Source organism: Streptococcus sp. DD13 (assembly GCF_001578875.1).
GTDB lineage: Bacteria > Bacillota > Bacilli > Lactobacillales > Streptococcaceae > Streptococcus.
In genome coordinates this window covers 883,536-899,779 of the sequence record NZ_KQ969506.1, presented here as the reverse complement: position 1 = coordinate 899,779, position 16,244 = coordinate 883,536, and the positions used below count along the sequence as shown (strand labels likewise).

The 16,244-nt window shown below is 44.1% G+C and carries 19 protein-coding genes; 16 read left to right on the top strand and 3 right to left on the bottom strand.

Going from position 1 to position 16,244, the window contains the following annotated elements; genetic code table 11:
- From dltD to STRDD13_RS04140, 4 genes are all read left to right on the top strand, one after another.
- Positions 1 to 906 (top strand): D-alanyl-lipoteichoic acid biosynthesis protein DltD (gene dltD / locus STRDD13_RS04155; protein ID WP_082781176.1); only part of this gene is annotated, 906 nt, incomplete at its 5' end.
- Positions 907 to 988: 82 nt separating this feature from the next.
- Positions 989 to 1,924 (top strand): manganese-dependent inorganic pyrophosphatase, encoded by a 936-nt coding sequence (locus STRDD13_RS04150; protein ID WP_067102261.1) that lies wholly within the window; start codon positions 989 to 991, stop codon positions 1,922 to 1,924.
- Positions 1,925 to 1,982: 58 nt separating this feature from the next.
- A complete protein-coding gene (locus STRDD13_RS04145) occupies positions 1,983 to 2,495 on the top strand; it encodes a YiiX/YebB-like N1pC/P60 family cysteine hydrolase (RefSeq protein WP_067102258.1) in 513 nt (170 codons plus the stop codon).
- On the top strand, positions 2,479 to 3,132 hold the full coding sequence (locus STRDD13_RS04140; protein WP_067102255.1) for a DUF1803 domain-containing protein: 654 nt from the start codon (positions 2,479 to 2,481) through the stop codon (positions 3,130 to 3,132). Before STRDD13_RS04145 ends, STRDD13_RS04140 begins: the two co-directional genes overlap by 17 nt.
- 35 nt (positions 3,133 to 3,167) lie before the next feature.
- Here the strand turns inward: STRDD13_RS04140 and STRDD13_RS04135 are convergent, their stop codons facing one another.
- Positions 3,168 to 4,340: an Mbeg1-like protein gene (locus STRDD13_RS04135; RefSeq protein ID WP_067102253.1), complete on the bottom strand. Its 1,173-nt coding sequence runs from the start codon at positions 4,338 to 4,340 to the stop codon at positions 3,168 to 3,170.
- A 191-nt stretch (positions 4,341 to 4,531) separates the two neighbouring features.
- Between STRDD13_RS04135 and STRDD13_RS04130 the strand changes: the two genes are divergently transcribed.
- The 10 genes from STRDD13_RS04130 (at position 4,532) to STRDD13_RS04085 (ending at position 11,811) form a co-directional block, all read left to right on the top strand.
- On the top strand, positions 4,532 to 5,767 hold the full coding sequence (locus tag STRDD13_RS04130; protein WP_067102251.1) for an aminoacyltransferase: 1,236 nt from the start codon (positions 4,532 to 4,534) through the stop codon (positions 5,765 to 5,767).
- Between the two features lie 127 nt (positions 5,768 to 5,894).
- Positions 5,895 to 6,218: a PadR family transcriptional regulator gene (locus tag STRDD13_RS04125; protein ID WP_067102248.1), complete on the top strand. Its 324-nt coding sequence runs from the start codon at positions 5,895 to 5,897 to the stop codon at positions 6,216 to 6,218.
- Positions 6,218 to 7,045 carry a DUF1129 domain-containing protein gene (locus STRDD13_RS04120; protein WP_067102246.1) on the top strand — a complete coding sequence of 276 codons (828 nt, stop codon included), beginning with the start codon at positions 6,218 to 6,220 and terminating at the stop codon, positions 7,043 to 7,045. Before STRDD13_RS04125 ends, STRDD13_RS04120 begins: the two co-directional genes overlap by 1 nt.
- A gap of 140 nt (positions 7,046 to 7,185) precedes the next feature.
- Positions 7,186 to 7,422 (top strand): DUF2829 domain-containing protein, encoded by a 237-nt coding sequence (locus STRDD13_RS04115; protein ID WP_033684947.1) that lies wholly within the window; start codon positions 7,186 to 7,188, stop codon positions 7,420 to 7,422.
- Positions 7,415 to 8,113 (top strand): 3-oxoacyl-ACP reductase, encoded by a 699-nt coding sequence (locus STRDD13_RS04110; RefSeq protein WP_067102243.1) that lies wholly within the window; start codon positions 7,415 to 7,417, stop codon positions 8,111 to 8,113. The genes STRDD13_RS04115 and STRDD13_RS04110 overlap by 8 nt, the downstream gene beginning before the upstream one ends.
- 10 nt (positions 8,114 to 8,123) lie before the next feature.
- Positions 8,124 to 8,345, top strand: a complete 222-nt coding sequence (locus STRDD13_RS04105) for a hypothetical protein (protein ID WP_067102240.1) — start codon at positions 8,124 to 8,126, stop codon at positions 8,343 to 8,345.
- A gap of 423 nt (positions 8,346 to 8,768) precedes the next feature.
- A complete protein-coding gene (gene glmU, locus STRDD13_RS04100; RefSeq protein WP_067102238.1) occupies positions 8,769 to 10,148 on the top strand; it encodes a bifunctional UDP-N-acetylglucosamine diphosphorylase/glucosamine-1-phosphate N-acetyltransferase GlmU in 1,380 nt (459 codons plus the stop codon).
- A gap of 89 nt (positions 10,149 to 10,237) precedes the next feature.
- Positions 10,238 to 10,786, top strand: coding sequence for an NUDIX hydrolase (locus STRDD13_RS04095; RefSeq protein ID WP_067102235.1), 549 nt, complete (start codon positions 10,238 to 10,240; stop codon positions 10,784 to 10,786).
- 3 nt (positions 10,787 to 10,789) lie between these two features.
- Positions 10,790 to 11,110, top strand: a complete 321-nt coding sequence (gene macP, locus STRDD13_RS04090; protein WP_067102232.1) for a cell wall synthase accessory phosphoprotein MacP — start codon at positions 10,790 to 10,792, stop codon at positions 11,108 to 11,110.
- A gap of 8 nt (positions 11,111 to 11,118) precedes the next feature.
- Positions 11,119 to 11,811 (top strand): 5'-methylthioadenosine/adenosylhomocysteine nucleosidase, encoded by a 693-nt coding sequence (locus STRDD13_RS04085; protein WP_067102228.1) that lies wholly within the window; start codon positions 11,119 to 11,121, stop codon positions 11,809 to 11,811.
- A 107-nt stretch (positions 11,812 to 11,918) separates the two neighbouring features.
- On the opposite strand, the gene STRDD13_RS04080 is transcribed toward STRDD13_RS04085, so the two are convergent.
- Positions 11,919 to 12,749, bottom strand: a complete 831-nt coding sequence (locus STRDD13_RS04080; protein ID WP_067102224.1) for a peptidylprolyl isomerase — start codon at positions 12,747 to 12,749, stop codon at positions 11,919 to 11,921.
- Positions 12,750 to 12,858: 109 nt separating this feature from the next.
- Here STRDD13_RS04080 and STRDD13_RS04075 point away from each other — a divergent pair, with 109 nt between their 5' ends.
- Positions 12,859 to 13,365, top strand: a complete 507-nt coding sequence (locus STRDD13_RS04075) for a hypothetical protein (RefSeq protein ID WP_067102222.1) — start codon at positions 12,859 to 12,861, stop codon at positions 13,363 to 13,365.
- Between the two features lie 179 nt (positions 13,366 to 13,544).
- Complete coding sequence (locus tag STRDD13_RS04070; RefSeq protein WP_067103186.1) at positions 13,545 to 15,944, top strand: DNA translocase FtsK; 2,400 nt, start codon at positions 13,545 to 13,547, stop codon at positions 15,942 to 15,944.
- A gap of 75 nt (positions 15,945 to 16,019) precedes the next feature.
- On the opposite strand, the gene STRDD13_RS08970 is transcribed toward STRDD13_RS04070, so the two are convergent.
- Positions 16,020 to 16,223: a DUF3397 family protein gene (locus STRDD13_RS08970; RefSeq protein WP_197457150.1), complete on the bottom strand. Its 204-nt coding sequence runs from the start codon at positions 16,221 to 16,223 to the stop codon at positions 16,020 to 16,022.
- Between the last annotated feature and the right edge of the window lie 21 nt (positions 16,224 to 16,244).

Here is a 16,244-nt window from a genome sequence, read left to right as displayed (position 1 = left end):
AAAAAGCCGTCTTTGTTGTCTCCGCCTCAGTGGTTTATCCGCATAGGGATTCGCAAGGAGTTTTTGGAGAAGTATCTGACAACGGATGAAATCACCTCCTTTCTCTTAAAGGAACGGACCCAGGTTTCCGAAGAAGAGAAGATGGTGGCGGAACGGCTGGTGAAGCAATTGCCGAACATACCGATGGCTTCCCAGCTGAAAAAGCTAGCCAAAGGTCAAGTATTGACTGGTACAGAGCGTCGGTACGTAGAATTGGCACATGCGTTTGCCATAAAAGAATCCGCTTTTTTTGGGCAGTTTGAGCAAAGCAACAATTATGACCTTGTCCAAGAAAAAATGAAAAACCTACCGAATCAGTTTTCCTATGAGGCCTTAGATGCGGCGGCTGAAAAAGAGGGGAAGGCTTCTTCAACGAATAATTCATTTGGAATGGACAATTCCTTTTACAATAAAAATATCCGGGCTAGTCTTTCACGTTTGAAAAAATCTCAGACAGATCTCTCTTATGTAGTTTCTCCAGAATATACCGATTTTCAGCTCTTGCTGAGTCAACTAGCAGAATTGAAGATGAATGTGGTTTTCGTGATTCCACCTGTATCTGAAAAATGGAGCGATTACACGGGACTTTCTCAAGAGGAATACCAGAAGGCAGTGTCGAAAATTAAGTACCAGCTGAGCAGTCAAGGATTCAACCATATCGTAGACTTTTCACAGGATGGCGATCAGCCGTACTTCATGCAGGATACTATCCATATGGGATGGAAGGGCTGGGTAGCCTTTGATAAAGCAATCACACCATTTCTAATCAATGAGCAACCAGCTCCATCCTACCATCTAAGAAAGGAATTCTTAGATTCCTCTTGGGCAAATTATCGGGGAGATGTCAAAGACTATCTGAAAGAATAGAGAGTCAGATCGTAAGGTCTGCTCTTTTCTTCTGCCTTTATTTTTGATACACTAGGTATATATTAAATAAAGAGGTAGAAACATGTCTAAGATTTTAGTTTTTGGTCACCAAAACCCTGACTCAGATGCTATTGGCTCATCTGTAGCCTTTGCCTATCTGGCAAAAGAAGCTTATGGCTTGGATACAGAAGCAGTGGCTCTTGGAACTCCTAATGAAGAAACAGCTTTTGTTTTGGATTACTTTGGTGTAGAAGCACCGCGTGTCATCACATCTGCTAAAGCTGAAGGCGCAGAGCAAGTCATCTTGACGGACCACAATGAATTCCAACAATCTGTGTCTGATATTTCTGAAGTGGAAGTCTATGGAGTGGTCGACCACCACCGTGTGGCTAACTTTGAAACAGCGAGCCCACTTTACATGCGTTTGGAGCCAGTTGGATCCGCTTCTTCTATCGTTTACCGCATGTTTAAAGAACACGGAGTGGAAGTACCAAAAGCACTTGCTGGTCTCATGTTGTCTGGTTTGATCTCAGATACGCTCCTGCTCAAATCTCCAACTACCCACGTGTCTGACCCACAAGTAGCAGCGGAATTGGCTGAAATCGCAGGTGTCAATTTGGAAGAATACGGTCTTGCTATGCTTAAGGCGGGTACCAACTTGGCAAGCAAATCTGCTGAAGAATTGATTGATATCGATGCCAAGACCTTTGAATTGAAGGGCAACAATGTCCGTGTGGCTCAAGTCAACACCGTTGATATCGCAGAAGTCTTGGAACGCCAAGCAGAAATCGAAGCAGCTATCCAAGCAGCAAATGCAGCTAACGGCTACTCTGACTTTGTTTTGATGATTACCGATATTGTTAACTCAAACTCAGAAATCTTGGCTCTTGGATCCAACATGGACAAGGTAGAAGCAGCCTTCAACTTCAAATTAGAAAACAACCACGCTTTCCTTGCTGGTGCCGTTTCTCGTAAGAAACAAGTGGTTCCTCAATTGACAGAAAGCTTTAATGCCTAAGAATTAGAAAAGAATGAAAAAAAGGGAGTCTTGGCTCCTTTTTTTCTAGGAGAGACTCATGTTAGAAAATGGTGATTTGATTTTTGTGAGAGACGATTCGGAGATGGGGCAGGCAGTCCAAGAGTCTACAGGTTCTTATAGTCACGTAGCCATCTATTTGGAAGGCTTGATTTATCATGCTAGGAGTTCAGCAGGAGTGGTCTGTCAGGACCCCACCGACTTTTTTGAGGCGGATCATCTGTATGACCTGTTTACTTGTTCAGATATGGATTGGAAAACTGTCAAAAATCGGGCTTGTCAGCATCTAGGGGCTCCCTACAATGCTTCGTTTTCTCCAGATGGGCCAGGGTTTTATTGCTCTCAGTTTATCGCTCGTATCTTGCCCATCTTTGAGACCATTCCCATGCAGTTTGGGGATGGAATGCAGGAAATCAGTCCTTTTTGGCAGGCTTATTACCAAGAGCTAGGACAGCCTGTTCCTCTGGGACAGCCAGGGACCAATCCCAGCCAACTAGCAAGTTCTCCTCATCTACACTGTAAAGAAAGGAATCTTCATGATTCAGATTTTTAATCCATCGCGCTTGACCCGTCAGCCTTTTTTTAAGGAGCTAGTCGTTTATCTTGACCAGCAGGAGGAGGTGATCTTGCGACAGATCAAGGCCCAATTTCCAGAAGTTTCGGTCGATAAGCACCTAGAAGAGTACATCAAGGCAGGTTTGATTCTGCGGGAAAACAAGCGCTATTCTCTTAATCTCCCTTTTTTAGAGTCGTTGGATTCTTTGGAACTGGATCAAGAAATCTTTATCAGAGAGGAGTCTGCTCTTTATCCTGCCCTACTAGAAAAATCCTTTGTGACGGAGCTGGCCAATCAGACCAATGGCGTCATTCTACAAGAACAAACAGGCTTTCGCCGTGACTCCTTGACCCTTTCCAATTATTTTTATAGACTCCAACATCAGTATCCCTTGTCGGAAGCCCAACAAGCCCTCTATGTCATTCTGGGAGATGTGAATCCGGAGTATGCTTTGAAATATATGACTACTTTTTTACTCAAATTTTGTCGGAAAGAGCGCGTGATTCAGAAACGCCTGGATATTTTTGTTCAGGCTCTTGTGATCTTGGGTTGGATTGAGCCAGTGGATGAGTGGGGCTATCGCTTGTTGATGGAACTGGATCCCGAGACCTTGCGCTTTTCTTTTGAGGGCTAGAAAAATCAGAATAAAAAAAGACACGGGAACCGCCTTTAGGAGCGTTTGTCCGTGTCTCCTCTTTTAAAATGAAAGGGACCAAATGACTCTGTGGGAAGTGTAAGAGTGGGAAAGGGAAGAGCTCTCTTTTTTCGGTAATGGTAACGGGTGCTGAGGAGCACTTGCATGGCCATCAAGAGAAGGGAACGTTCTTCTTCACTAACTTTCGTGCTTTCTTGGAGAAGGAATAGCACTTTTTGGAGGGTGTTGGTGCGGATGTCACTGATTCGTTCGATTCCAGCTGCAAGGAGGTTATCAAAAATGAGATCAAAGAACGTCTTGAGTTCTTTATTAGTCAGTTGATCTGTCCAGTCTTTTAAGGTTTGATCGACTTCGTGGCTGGTCCTGGTCAACTCTTGAGCTCGTTCTATTTGGCAGCTTTTTAAGTTGATTTTCCAGTTGCTAAGGAGGTGTTGGCTAAAAGAGACGCCCCGGCTCTTAACGATGATGCGATTGTCAGGAATCGATAGCATCAGACCCACGATGGAGTCTTGTGGAAGATAAGCTCGGATCCGTGGCTGTAGTTCTTTGTAGCCTTCTTGCTGGACGATATCGCTGTGTAAGCCCGGAGAATCAAAGGTATAGATGGCTTGAATGGCTTTTTGTTCGGGATCGTTGACCTGGCTCGCCGCAAAGAGGGCTAGATTTCCCCCTTTAGAATGACCGCTAAGGATAAACTGGGCCTTCGGAAGGGTCTGCACTCCTTTTTGGACATAGTGTTGGGCATGGATTTGGGATGGAATTTTTTTCATGTAGGTCATGTGGAAGTCTTCCTTCCACCCGATTAAGCTATCATCCGTTCCACGAAAGCTGATCAAGTACCGGTCAGGGCTCAATCGAAACGTGAGTGCGGCAAATTGCTTTTGCAAATCCAGGTTATAGTCATTTTCAAAACCAAATAGCTGAACATTGGCAAAGCGACGGCTCTTTGAGAGCAGTTCCAAGATAGGAAATCGGTTTTGATCAGCAGATCGTTCTGGTTTTTGGAGGACTTCTTGATAAATTTCCTCGAAAGAGCGACCGAAAGCAGGATCAAAAGAGGAAGAGACCAGACCGTCCCAACTAAAATAGCTCATCTCCGTAAGGACCAAAATATCCAATTCATTTAGCTCTTGAACAGAAAAAGGTATATTTGCATATTCGTGTAAGTAGTGGATATAGGTAGCCATGGATTGTCCCTTCTTTTCTTTTAGTATATCAAAAAGTTCAAGGAAAGGAGGTATTTGAGCGTGAAATGAAGCCCAGAAGGAGATCGATCGTCAGTGATTCGTGCCTCTGTTTAAAAGTATAGGGTTGACGAGGTTGTTCGACCAAACCTGTGCTATAATAGAAGTAATCGATGCAAAGAAAAGGAGAACACATGGCTTTAGAAGAGCTAGGGTTAGAGGAATATCAAGCCTTTTATCAAGAAGTAAAGAAGGCGTCCTTCATGCAGGATCCAAAGATGGCAGTGCTATTGGAAAAAAGAGGCTATCAGGTCTACTATCTTGGAAAGAGAGTAGACGGAAAGCTTGTCGTGGCTACGATTGCCTACACCAAGCCTATGTTTGGGGGCTTATATATGGAAATCAACTCTGGTCCTATTTCGATGGAGGGTGTTCAGCTAACGGATTTTTATCAGGAATTACGGGGGTTTGCGAAAAAGAAAGGCGTCCTAGAATTGTTGCTGAAGCCTTATGATTCCTATCAAGTCTTTGACAGTAAAGGGGAAGCTATCTCTGAACCTAGAGAAGATGCGATTCAAGGTTTAAGAGAGCTTGGTTACCACTTTGATGGCTTGCAAACAGGTTACCCCGGTGGAGAGCCAGACTGGTTGTATGTCAAGGACATGGAAAAGGTGACGCAAGCTGACTTGACCAAGTCCTTTTCATCAAAAGGGCGTCAACTGGTCAAAAAAGCCCACTCATTTGGCATCCATTTACGAGCCCTGACTCGAGAAGAGCTCTCTATCTTTAAGGAAATTACCGAAAAGACCTCCAGTCGTCGTTCCTTTAGCGACAAGCCCTTGGATTATTACCAGGACCTGTACGATAGCTTTGGATCGGATGCAGAATTTATGATTGCGACATTGAACTTTACAGAGTATGAGCATCAACTGCAAGAAGAGTTGAAGAAAGTTGCGGATGACTTGAGCCAGGTTCAAAAGATGCTAATGGAGTCTCCAGACTCTGCCAAACAAAAGAGGCGCCTACAAGAGTTGGAGAGACAAAAGGGGACGATTGACCAGCGAATTTCAGAAGCTGAGGAGTTGAAAGAGCAGTACGGGGAAGAAGATGTGGTTCTTGCAGGCAGTCTCTTTCTCTATACCTCTCATGAAACCGTTTATTTGTTTAGTGGATCCTATACGGAGTTTAATCGTTTTTACGCACCGGTCCTGCTTCAGGAATATGCCATGCAAGAGACCTTGCGTCGGGACCTTCCGCTGTACAATTTCTTAGGAATCCAAGGAATTTTTGATGGTTCAGATGGAGTCTTGCGTTTTAAGCAGAACTTTAATGGTTTTATTGAGCGCAAGATGGGAACCTTCCGCTACTATCCTTCTCCAGGGAAATATAAACTGATTCAATGGTTGAAAAAAATCACAAGAAGAGGCTAGCCTCTTCTTTTTTATATCGCTATTATGCTTTACAAACTAGTCGAAACGTGTTATCCTATTACTAGAAGGTAATAGGTATTGCATACTAGTAAGCATCGCCATTCATTCACGAAGGAAGGAAGGAAAGATGAGAGAATCACAACTTCTCAAGGGGGTCTTAGATGGATGTGTCCTAGAAATCATCGCAAAACAAGAAATCTATGGTTATGAATTGGTCCAACGATTGCGTGAAGCAGGATTTTCAACAACGACTGGGGGAACGATCTATCCCCTGTTACAAAAATTAGAGAAAAACCAATTGGTGCAGGTTCACTATAAGCCGTCATCTGACGGCCCTGATCGGAAATACTTTACGATTACAGGAAAAGGAAAAGATTATTTACATCTTTTTTGGCAGCAGTGGGATGATTTAGTTCAGAAGGTAGATCGACTGGAGAAAGGAGAATCATGATGAAAACAGCATCTTTTTATGAAGAAACCACTCAACTAGTGGCACAGATACAAGCAGAAAATAGTCTCTATTTTAACGAACTATGGGATTATTTTAACTTGGCGGGATTTTACTACAATGAACGAATCTTGCACGAGACAATCTACAATATGGCTTGTGATTTTGTTGAAGCTGAAAAAGACGGGGCCACCGCTGAGGAATATTTTGGTAAGGCACCGAAGGAAATGGCTGACCAAATTATCGCAGAAGTTCCTCGGGAGTCTATCCAATTTTTCATCAAAACGAGTCTTCTAGTAGCCGGTATAGTGACGATTATCCGGCTCTTGCAGGATTTTGCAAGTCAGCCAGTGATGGTTCTTCGACCTCTCGTGTTTTTAACGGACATTCTCTTAAATCTCTTGATGATTCCATTGATTTTTAAAATGATGGCTCGCTATCTGTATGAAAAAGGGAACCATAAGCAATTCGTTTCGACTTCGTTGTTATTTGGGGCTTATGCCGGGCTTGAAATGTTTGCCGTCCGTTTTTTGCCACGCTGGGGATTCATGATCTTACCTCTGCCATGGGACAGTCTTTTAGTGGGGGCTTTATTTATCGGACTCCTTGCGTTTCAGGGAAGAAATAGGTTGATGCGTCCATTTCTTATTGTGTTCATTGGTTTTCTTTGTGTCGGCTGGCTTCAGAGGTGGAATGATGCATCAGGAATGCAAGATGGCTTTTGGAAGATTATCTTACCAATCGGTATCATTTTAGTAGCCAATATCCTCTTTCATTTCTATAGCTATCGACTCTTTAAAACGGAGAAAAAGAAGGAGAATACCAAATGAGGACCTGTCCAGTCTTCGATTCGAAAACCTCTTTTTAGTAAAAGGAATAGACGAGTAAAAGTTTGTGATCATACAGTCAAAAAACCGTTGCAAAGCGGTTTTTTGTTATAATAATAGAAAACCTTATACAGGAGGGAATCATGACTTTTGAAGAAATCTTGCCAGGCTTAAAGGCTAAGAAAAAATATGTCCGTACCGGTTGGGGAGGGGCAGAAAATTATGTCCAACTCTTTGATACCATCGAGCAAAATGGGGTGGCTCTGGAAGTGACACCTTATTTCCTTATCAACGTCTCCGGTGAAGGAGAAGGCTTTTCCATGTGGAGCCCGACACCTTGTGATGTCTTGGCGACAGACTGGGTAGAAGTTTATGACTAGGCGGGTATTGATCACGGGTGTGAGTTCAGGGATTGGTCTGGCTCAAGCTCGCCTCTTTCTAGAAAAGGGCTACCAGGTCTATGGAGTGGACCAAGGAGCGGATCCCCAGTTGTCGGGTGATTTTCATTTCTTGCAGCGGGACTTGACCTTGGATCTGGAGCCTATTTTTGATTGGTGCCCTCAGGTTGATGTCCTTTGTAATACTGCTGGGGTCTTGGATGACTACAAACCGCTCCTTGAGCAAAGCGCTCAGGAGATTCAGGAGATCTTTGAGATCAACTATGTGACTCCGGTAGAGCTGACACGGTATTATCTGACTAAAATGTTGGAGAAGAAGCAAGGGATCATCATCAATATGTGCTCCATTGCATCTAGCCTAGCGGGTGGAGGCGGACACGCTTATACCTCCTCCAAACATGCTCTGGCTGGTTTTACCAAGCAGTTGGCACTAGATTATGCGGAAGCTGGTATTCAAGTCTTTGGCATTGCACCGGGGGCTGTCAAAACAGGTATGACCGCAACGGACTTTGAACCAGGTGGCTTAGCGGACTGGGTAGCCAGTGTGACGCCCATCAAGCGCTGGATAGAGCCAGAAGAAGTGGCAGAAGTCAGCCTCTTTTTGGCTAGCGGGAAGGCTTCTGCCATGCAGGGACAAATCCTGACAATAGATGGGGGCTGGAGTTTGAAGTAGGAGAAGTTGGATGGAAATCATCAAAGAAAATTTAAGACGTTGTGATGCTTTTTATCAGAGTGATTTTTATCAATTTCTAGAAAAGAATCATCCAAACTACATCCCCTATTTGTTTATCCAATATAGAACACGTTCTCCATTTAGAAAATCAGAAAAGAGAATAACTGTTTTTATACAAAATAGACCTAGTGATTGTGACAAGCTAAAAATACTGCCCAGTTCGTGGAACTAGTAGAAGATTTTTTGAGACTTTCCGCTGTGAGAAAAGTGAGAGTGGGACAGAAATCGATCATTCGTTAGAATTCGATTTCGTCGTCCCGCCTCCGTACAGTTGAGTAGGGCTGTAAAAGCGGATGAAATCAGACTAGTAGAACTCACTCAACCACTGCGTCTTGCGCGACAATCCAAAAACAATGGAGAGGCTAGGACTTTTGTCCCAGCCTCACTTGGGGCTTTTGAAACTGTAAGTTCCAAACGACATCATGGAACTTCGTAGAAGGTCGCTCATGTCCGTACTTATCCAAGGCAATTCTCAGCGAAGAGATGATCTGAATCTGACTCTCCTTTTAGGAGAGTTTTTGATTTGAATCACATTTTCCAAAAATGGTGAAAAATGGTATAATTGGGACGATATTGTACAGAAAAGAGAAATGTTATGCCAAATTATGCCATTATTTTAGCCGCAGGGAAGGGAACCCGGATGAAATCAGATTTACCGAAGGTTCTTCACAAGGTTTCAGGAATCTCTATGCTTGAGCATGTTTTCCGTAGTGTTGGTGCCATTACACCTGAAAAAACAGTAACGGTGGTTGGTCATAAGGCAGAATTGGTTGAAGAAGTCCTAGTTGGCCAAACGGAATTTGTCAAACAGACCGAACAACTGGGAACTGGTCATGCAGTCATGATGGCGGAGCCTGTTTTGGAAGGTCTTGACGGCCACACCCTCGTCATTGCAGGGGATACACCTTTGATTACCGGTGAAAGTCTGAAGCACTTGATCGACTTTCATATCCATCACAAGAATGTGGCTACGATCTTAACAGCAGAAGCCGAAAATCCATTTGGCTATGGCCGGATTGTCCGTAATGACAATGCGGAAGTGCTTCGAATCGTCGAGCAAAAGGATGCGTCAGATTTTGAAAAACAAATCAAAGAAATCAATACAGGGACTTATGTCTTTGACAATGCGCGCCTCTTTGAAGCGCTGAAAAACATTAACACCAATAATGCTCAAGGAGAGTACTATATCACAGATGTGATTGGGATTTTCCGAGAAGCAGGTGAAAAAGTTGGGGCTTATACACTCAAAGACTTTGATGAAAGTTTGGGTGTCAATGATCGCGTCGCACTTGCCACAGCAGAAGGCATCATGCGTCGCCGCATCAACCAAGCCCACATGGTCAATGGGGTTAGCTTTGTCAATCCAGATACCGCCTATATCGATATTGATGTAGAGATTGCACCAGAAGTGCAGATTGAAGGCAATGTTACTCTAAAAGGTCGGACCAAGATCGGAGCAGAAAGTCTCCTAACTAATGGGACCTATATCGTAGATTCCGAGATTGGGGAACGATCCGTCATTACCAACTCCATGATTGAAGAGAGCCGTGTGGCGGAAGGAGTCACCGTGGGTCCTTATGCCCATATTCGACCAGGTTCTAGTCTTGGCCAAGACGCCCATATCGGAAACTTTGTGGAAGTTAAGGGATCGTCCATTGGGAAAAATACGAAAGCAGGTCACTTGACCTATATTGGCAATGCCGAGGTAGGGTCCGATGTGAATTTTGGAGCAGGGACAATTACGGTCAATTATGATGGGCAACACAAGTACAAAACGATTATTGGCGATAACGTCTTTGTGGGGTCTAATTCGACCATTGTAGCCCCTGTTCAACTCGGGAACAACTCCTTGGTTGGGGCTGGCTCCACCATTACAGAAGATGTCCCCGCAGATGCGATCGCTCTAGGTCGGGGTCGTCAGGTCAATAAAGAAAACTACGCCTTGAAACTCCCTCACCATCCGAAGAACAAATAAAGGGCGAAGGCAGAGAAAATTTGTTTGGGCCTAAGCAGGGCGAGTAGAAGTAGAGGTTTGCTGGGAAGCTGTCAAGAGGAGGAAAGTCAATGAATTTTGAAGAAAAAACGATTTCGCGCCAAACCATTTTTTCCGGTCATATTTTTGATGTTGTGGTGGATCAAGTGGAGTTGCCAAATGGATTGGGACAAGGCCGTCGTGAACTCGTCTTGCACCGAGGTGGAGTCTGTGTCTTAGCGATTACACCTGAGGATAAAATCGTCCTTGTGAAGCAATATCGAAAAGCCATCGAAGGGATCAGTTATGAAATACCAGCTGGAAAGCTGGAAAAAGGAGAAGAAGGAAGCCTAGAAGAAGCGGCCCTAAGAGAGCTAGAAGAAGAAACAGGCTATACTAGCCCTTCTTTGGAACTCTTGTCGGATTTCTACACAGCCATCGGCTTTTGTAACGAGCGTCTCCGCCTTTACCTAGCGAAGGACTTAATGAAGGTAGAAAATCCTCGTCCTCAGGATGACGATGAGGTGCTTGAAATCTTTGAGGTTAGCCTTCAAGAAGCGCAAGACATGGTCGCAAATGGAAGCATTTGTGATGGAAAGACCATCATGGCCCTTCAATATTATCAATTGCTTCGGAGGTAACATATGGCAAAACCAATCTTAACAGATGAAATCATTGAACGTTCTCGCCGAAACCGCCGAAATCCCAATCAGCAAAAACCTCAATTTGGCTATTATTCTCCTGAAGACACCTACCCGTCCCGTAGGGGTTCATACGAGGAGGATGACTTTTATGTAGAAGAAGATGAGTATGACGAAGACCTGTATGGAGAAGAGGAAGAATGGTTGAATCCCCGCGAAGCTCGGATTCAAAAAAATAATGCCTTTCGGAAAAAAGTGAATAAACTCCTCTTTTGGGTCATTTTATTGCTGATATTGCTGATCTTAGCGATTCGATATTTATAGGAGATAGGATGAAAATTGGAATTATCGCTGCCATGCCTCAGGAATTGGCTATTTTGCTAGAAAACTTACAGGATGCAAAGAAGCATCTTCGTCTCAACAGGGTCTACCATACAGGGCGGATCGGACGGCACCAAGTGGTATTGGTTGAAAGTGGTATTGGAAAAGTTATGGCTGCGATGAGTGTAGCTGTTTTAGCGAATGATTTTAAGGTCGATGCGATTATCAATACCGGTTCAGCGGGAGCGGTCAAACCTGGCATTGCTGTTGGAGATGTGGTCTTGGCTGAACGCTTGGTCTATCACGACGTTGATGTGACAGCATTTGGCTATGACTATGGTCAAATGGCTGGGCAACCCCTTTATTACGAGTCTAGTTCTTATTTTTTGACGGAGATGAAAAAAGTCCTAGCAGCTTCTAATCAGCATAGTTACACGGGTTTGATTGCTACAGGAGACCAATTTGTGGCTGGTCAAGATCGGATTGATGCGATTCGGTCGCAATTTCCAGATGTTTTAGCTGTGGAGATGGAGGGAGGAGCGATAGCTCAAGCTGCCTTTAATGCTGGACGGCCCTTTTTAGTGGTACGGGCCATGAGTGATACAGCACAGCATGACGCCAATCTGAGCTTTGATGAGTTTATCGTGGAAGCTGGGAAAAGATCTGCACAAAGTCTGATCGCATTCTTAGAAGTCTTGGTCTAACTATGTCTAGAGAGGCAGGATTAATTCCCGTTTAGAAATGTTTTTGGAAAGCAGTGACAATAAAAAGTTTAGGCCCTCCAAAATAGGGAGCCTAAACTTTTTTTGTGCTATTTAAAAGTATAATCTTTGACGATATCAATCGATGTGATCTTGATTTCCTCTAACGGTTTATCCTTACTTGAGTCCTCTTTGGATGTCTCGACAGATGCAATCTGGTCGACCACGTCCATTCCCTTGATGACCTGACCAAAAATGGTGTATCCTGTATCTAGACTAGGGTAGCCTCCATTTTTATAGGCGTCCCGAATCTTACTAGGGTATTTTCGTTGTCCTTGCGCTTCTAATTGCTGAATAGTTGCAGTCTGGTCTTGACTATTTTGGACGATGAAAAATTGACTTCCGTTGGTATCAGCTCCAGAGTTTGCCATGGCCAAGGCCCCTCTGATGGAGTAGAGGAAGGGAGAGATTTCATTAACAAATCCATTTCCAGAGTCCTTCGTCTCATCCTTTCCTTTCCAGATGGACTCTCCTCCGGTTCCATTTCCATTAGGGTCCCCCCCTTGGATCATGAAATCTTTGATGACCCGGTGGAAGGTCAGTCCGTTGTAATAGCCTTCTTTTGCATGGGTTAAGAAATTTTGAACAGCCAGTGGAGCCAATTCTGGGAATAGTTTAATGGTAATATCTCCCTTGGAGGTATGTAAGACCACCTGAGCCTCATTGTTTGCGACCTCAGTCGATAGTTGGGGGAAGGTTGCATCGGGATTGTACAAAGCGTAGTTGAGATCTTCCTGGTATTTGGCTAAGCTTGCAACACTGCTAGAAGTCGTTGAGTTTGTATCTGTGGAAGACGATGAAGCAGTCGTCGAGCGACTAGAAGAGGAGCAGGCTGACAGGCTTAGACCAGCCAGAATGAGTAAAAAAGCAAAATGTTTCATAGAAGCATCCTTTCAAATAAATGAACGTATCCATAGACGTAAATTACAGAAACTATTATAGCATAGAAAGGATGAAATATGGTATAATACTTAGGCTTAAGGAGGCGGTATGTACGAAGATTATCCAATTAAACCTTATATTTCTCCGGAAAGAGATCTCACCAGTGAGAGGGGGAAATCAGTCCCTAGGCGAAATATGGAGCCACTATCAGACGGATTGTTAGCAGGAGATATCCTTCTTTTGTGGCGGGTGTCTTTTGGGACCTTTCATAATCAATCGTGGTTTCCCAAATATTTCGAATATACCTATGGCATCCATGCTGAAAAACACTTACAAGATTTGATTCAAAGAGGCTATGTATATGAGGAGACTGCTTTCGAATCTCGGGATCATCTAAACGCACGGGATAAAAAGGCAATCTTGCAATCCATCGGAGTAAAAGGTCTCTCTAAACTCACGTCGCAAGAATTAGATCAAGCCTTGCTTCACCACTTCTCGGAGGAAGAGTTAGGGAAACATTTTGAAATTCGAGGTTTTGCTCTGACAGAAAAGGGCAGGCAGACCCTCTCTAGCTATCAAGCTGTCATTGATCGCCATCCAAAAAAGACCTTCTAAGAGGAATTTTTCTCTTATTTGAAGCAGAGCGATCGACTAGGGAAATAAGGTGCAATGAAACGTAAGACTTCAGAGGAAGTCTTTGCTTCTTTTTTTAAGAAAACCGCGTCATTCTATAGCAGAAGCCTTCTATGGGAAGGGAGGCACTGACTTCTACCGAAAACATGTATGAGGTATTTATGAGTAACAAAACACAAAAAAAACGGCCTACGAGGCGACCGACCAAAGCGGAATTGGCAAGGAAGGAAAAAATTCGTCATCTCTGGATGCGTCTAGGCGTCGTCTTTTTATTGCTTTTTGCCTTGAGTAAGGTGGGGATTTTTGGGATCACTGTCTACAATTTAGTCCGCTTTTTTGTTGGGAGTACTGCGAATCTCTTGATTGTTGCAGTCATCATTGGCCTTCTTTTTCAGCGCAGGATTGCACGGTATGAAGGAATGGTTTCTGGATTCATCTTATTTTATGCTGGACTACTTATTTGGTTCCAAGCGACCTTAGCTGCATCCTATACGGCTTCGAGTCTCTTTAGTCAGACGTTGAGTCTTTCTTTACGTGAACTATCAAACTTTCAAATCGTCGAATTTTTAGGCGGGGGACTCATTGGAGCGACCATTTATCTTCCCATTGCCTTCCTTTTTGCTCGGATAGGGAGTTTCTTTATCAGTATTTTATTGATTGGATTTGGTCTCTTTTTCATGAGTCCCTGGACCATCTATGATTTGGTCGATCGGACAAGTGAACTTTACGAGCGTTTTCAAGAAAAAAGACTTCAGAGACAAGAACAAAGGGAAATCAAGCGGCAACAAGAGCGGGAACAAGCGGAAAAAATGGCTGCGGAGGAGTCGGCTCAAGCAAGTAAACCGAGTGACAGGGAAGAAGATTTTGAGCAATACTTGGCACAAACGGATCAAGGAGTAGACCTTGAAACGGGGGAATTGTATGACCTACCTCCCCTATCAGAGACGGATCAAGAACAAGAAGTTCCGATTTTTTCAGCACAGTCAGGCGATTTTGTAGAAGATGATTTTTCCATCCTGTTAGCAGAAGAAGAAAGACCTCACACTGCAGTAGCACCGGGCTCTGAAGAGGACGGGGACGTGGAGATTGACTTTACACCCAAACAACAGAAGGCTTATCACTTACCTTCAATTGATCTCTTTCCTCCGATGAAAGTCAAGAGTCAGGAAAACGAGAAACGCCTTGTCCGCCAAAATATCAAAGTGTTGGAAGAGACGTTTCAAAGTTTTGGTATTAAAGTGACTGTTGAACGAGCAGAAATCGGACCTTCTGTTACCAAATATGAAGTGAAACCTGCGGTCGGTGTCCGGGTCAATCGCATTTCGAATTTGGCAGATGACTTAGCCTTGGCCTTGGCAGCAAAAGATGTACGGATCGAAGCCCCTATCCCTGGAAAATCCCTGGTTGGGATTGAAGTTCCCAATTCTGAGATTGCCACGGTCAGCTTTAGAGAGTTATGGGAAGCCTCTCAGACAGATGCAAAAAAACTCCTGGAAGTGCCCCTTGGAAAGGCAGTGAATGGAACGGCCCGTTCGTTTAATTTGGCCAGGATGCCCCATCTGCTTGTAGCAGGATCGACGGGGTCGGGGAAATCTGTTGCAGTGAACGGGATTATTGCGTCCATCTTGATGAAGGCCAGTCCGGATCAGGTGAAATTCATGATGATTGACCCCAAAATGGTCGAGCTTTCAGTCTATAATGATATCCCCCATTTGCTGATCCCAGTGGTAACCAATCCGCGTAAGGCTGCACGGGCCTTGCAGAAAGTGGTGGATGAGATGGAAAAACGCTATGAACTCTTTTCAAAAGTTGGCGTTCGAAATCTGGAAGGTTATAATGCGAAGGTGGCTCAACAGAATGCTCAATCGGATATGAAAGAAGTTCCTATGCCGTTAATTGTAGTCATTGTTGATGAGTTAGCCGATTTGATGATGGTTGCAAGCAAGGAAGTGGAAGATGCAATTATCCGCTTAGGCCAAAAAGCGCGTGCAGCTGGAATCCATATGATTCTCGCAACCCAAAGACCATCGGTGGACGTTATTTCTGGATTGATCAAAGCTAATGTGCCGTCACGTATTGCTTTTGCTGTCTCGAGCGGAACGGACTCTCGAACCATTCTAGATGAAAATGGGGCTGAAAAACTACTTGGACGAGGCGATATGCTCTTTAAGCCGATTGATGAAAATCATCCAATCCGCCTACAAGGCTCCTTTATTTCTGATGATGATGTAGAAAGTATCGTGGCCTTTATTAAGGGGCAAGCAGAAGCTGATTATGATGAAAGCTTTGATCCGGGAGAGGTTTCTGAGGGAGACACGGACAATGGTCTTGGAAGCGCATCTGCTAGTGAGGGGGATCCGCTCTTTCAAGAGGCGAAGGCGCTCGTGATTGAAACACAAAAAGCGAGTGCATCCATGATCCAACGTCGATTATCTGTAGGCTTTAATCGGGCAACCCGTTTGATGGAAGAATTGGAAGTGGCTGGGGTGATTGGCCCTGCAGAAGGGACCAAACCGCGCAAGGTCTTAGCGAACACGACACCATCTCCAATCGATGAATAAGAAAAGCGCTAAGAGGGGTTTTCCTTCCTAGCGCTTATTTATTAAAGATGAAGATAGAGTCTCTGAGGCCTGTGATTAGAGGTAGAGGGCGATTAAGAGAAAGATATAGAGCAGGACCATGAGAAGGAAACCGGCTCTCCAAAAGAGCTTCAAAAATCTTCTATAGGTAAATTCTTTCTTACTACGACTGTACCGGATTAACAGAGCGAGTCCAAGGACGGAGAAGGCCAGGCCAAGAATTGGCCAACCACTATGCGTATAGGCACGATCACTGACCAAGTAAAAGACCAATCACTAGTA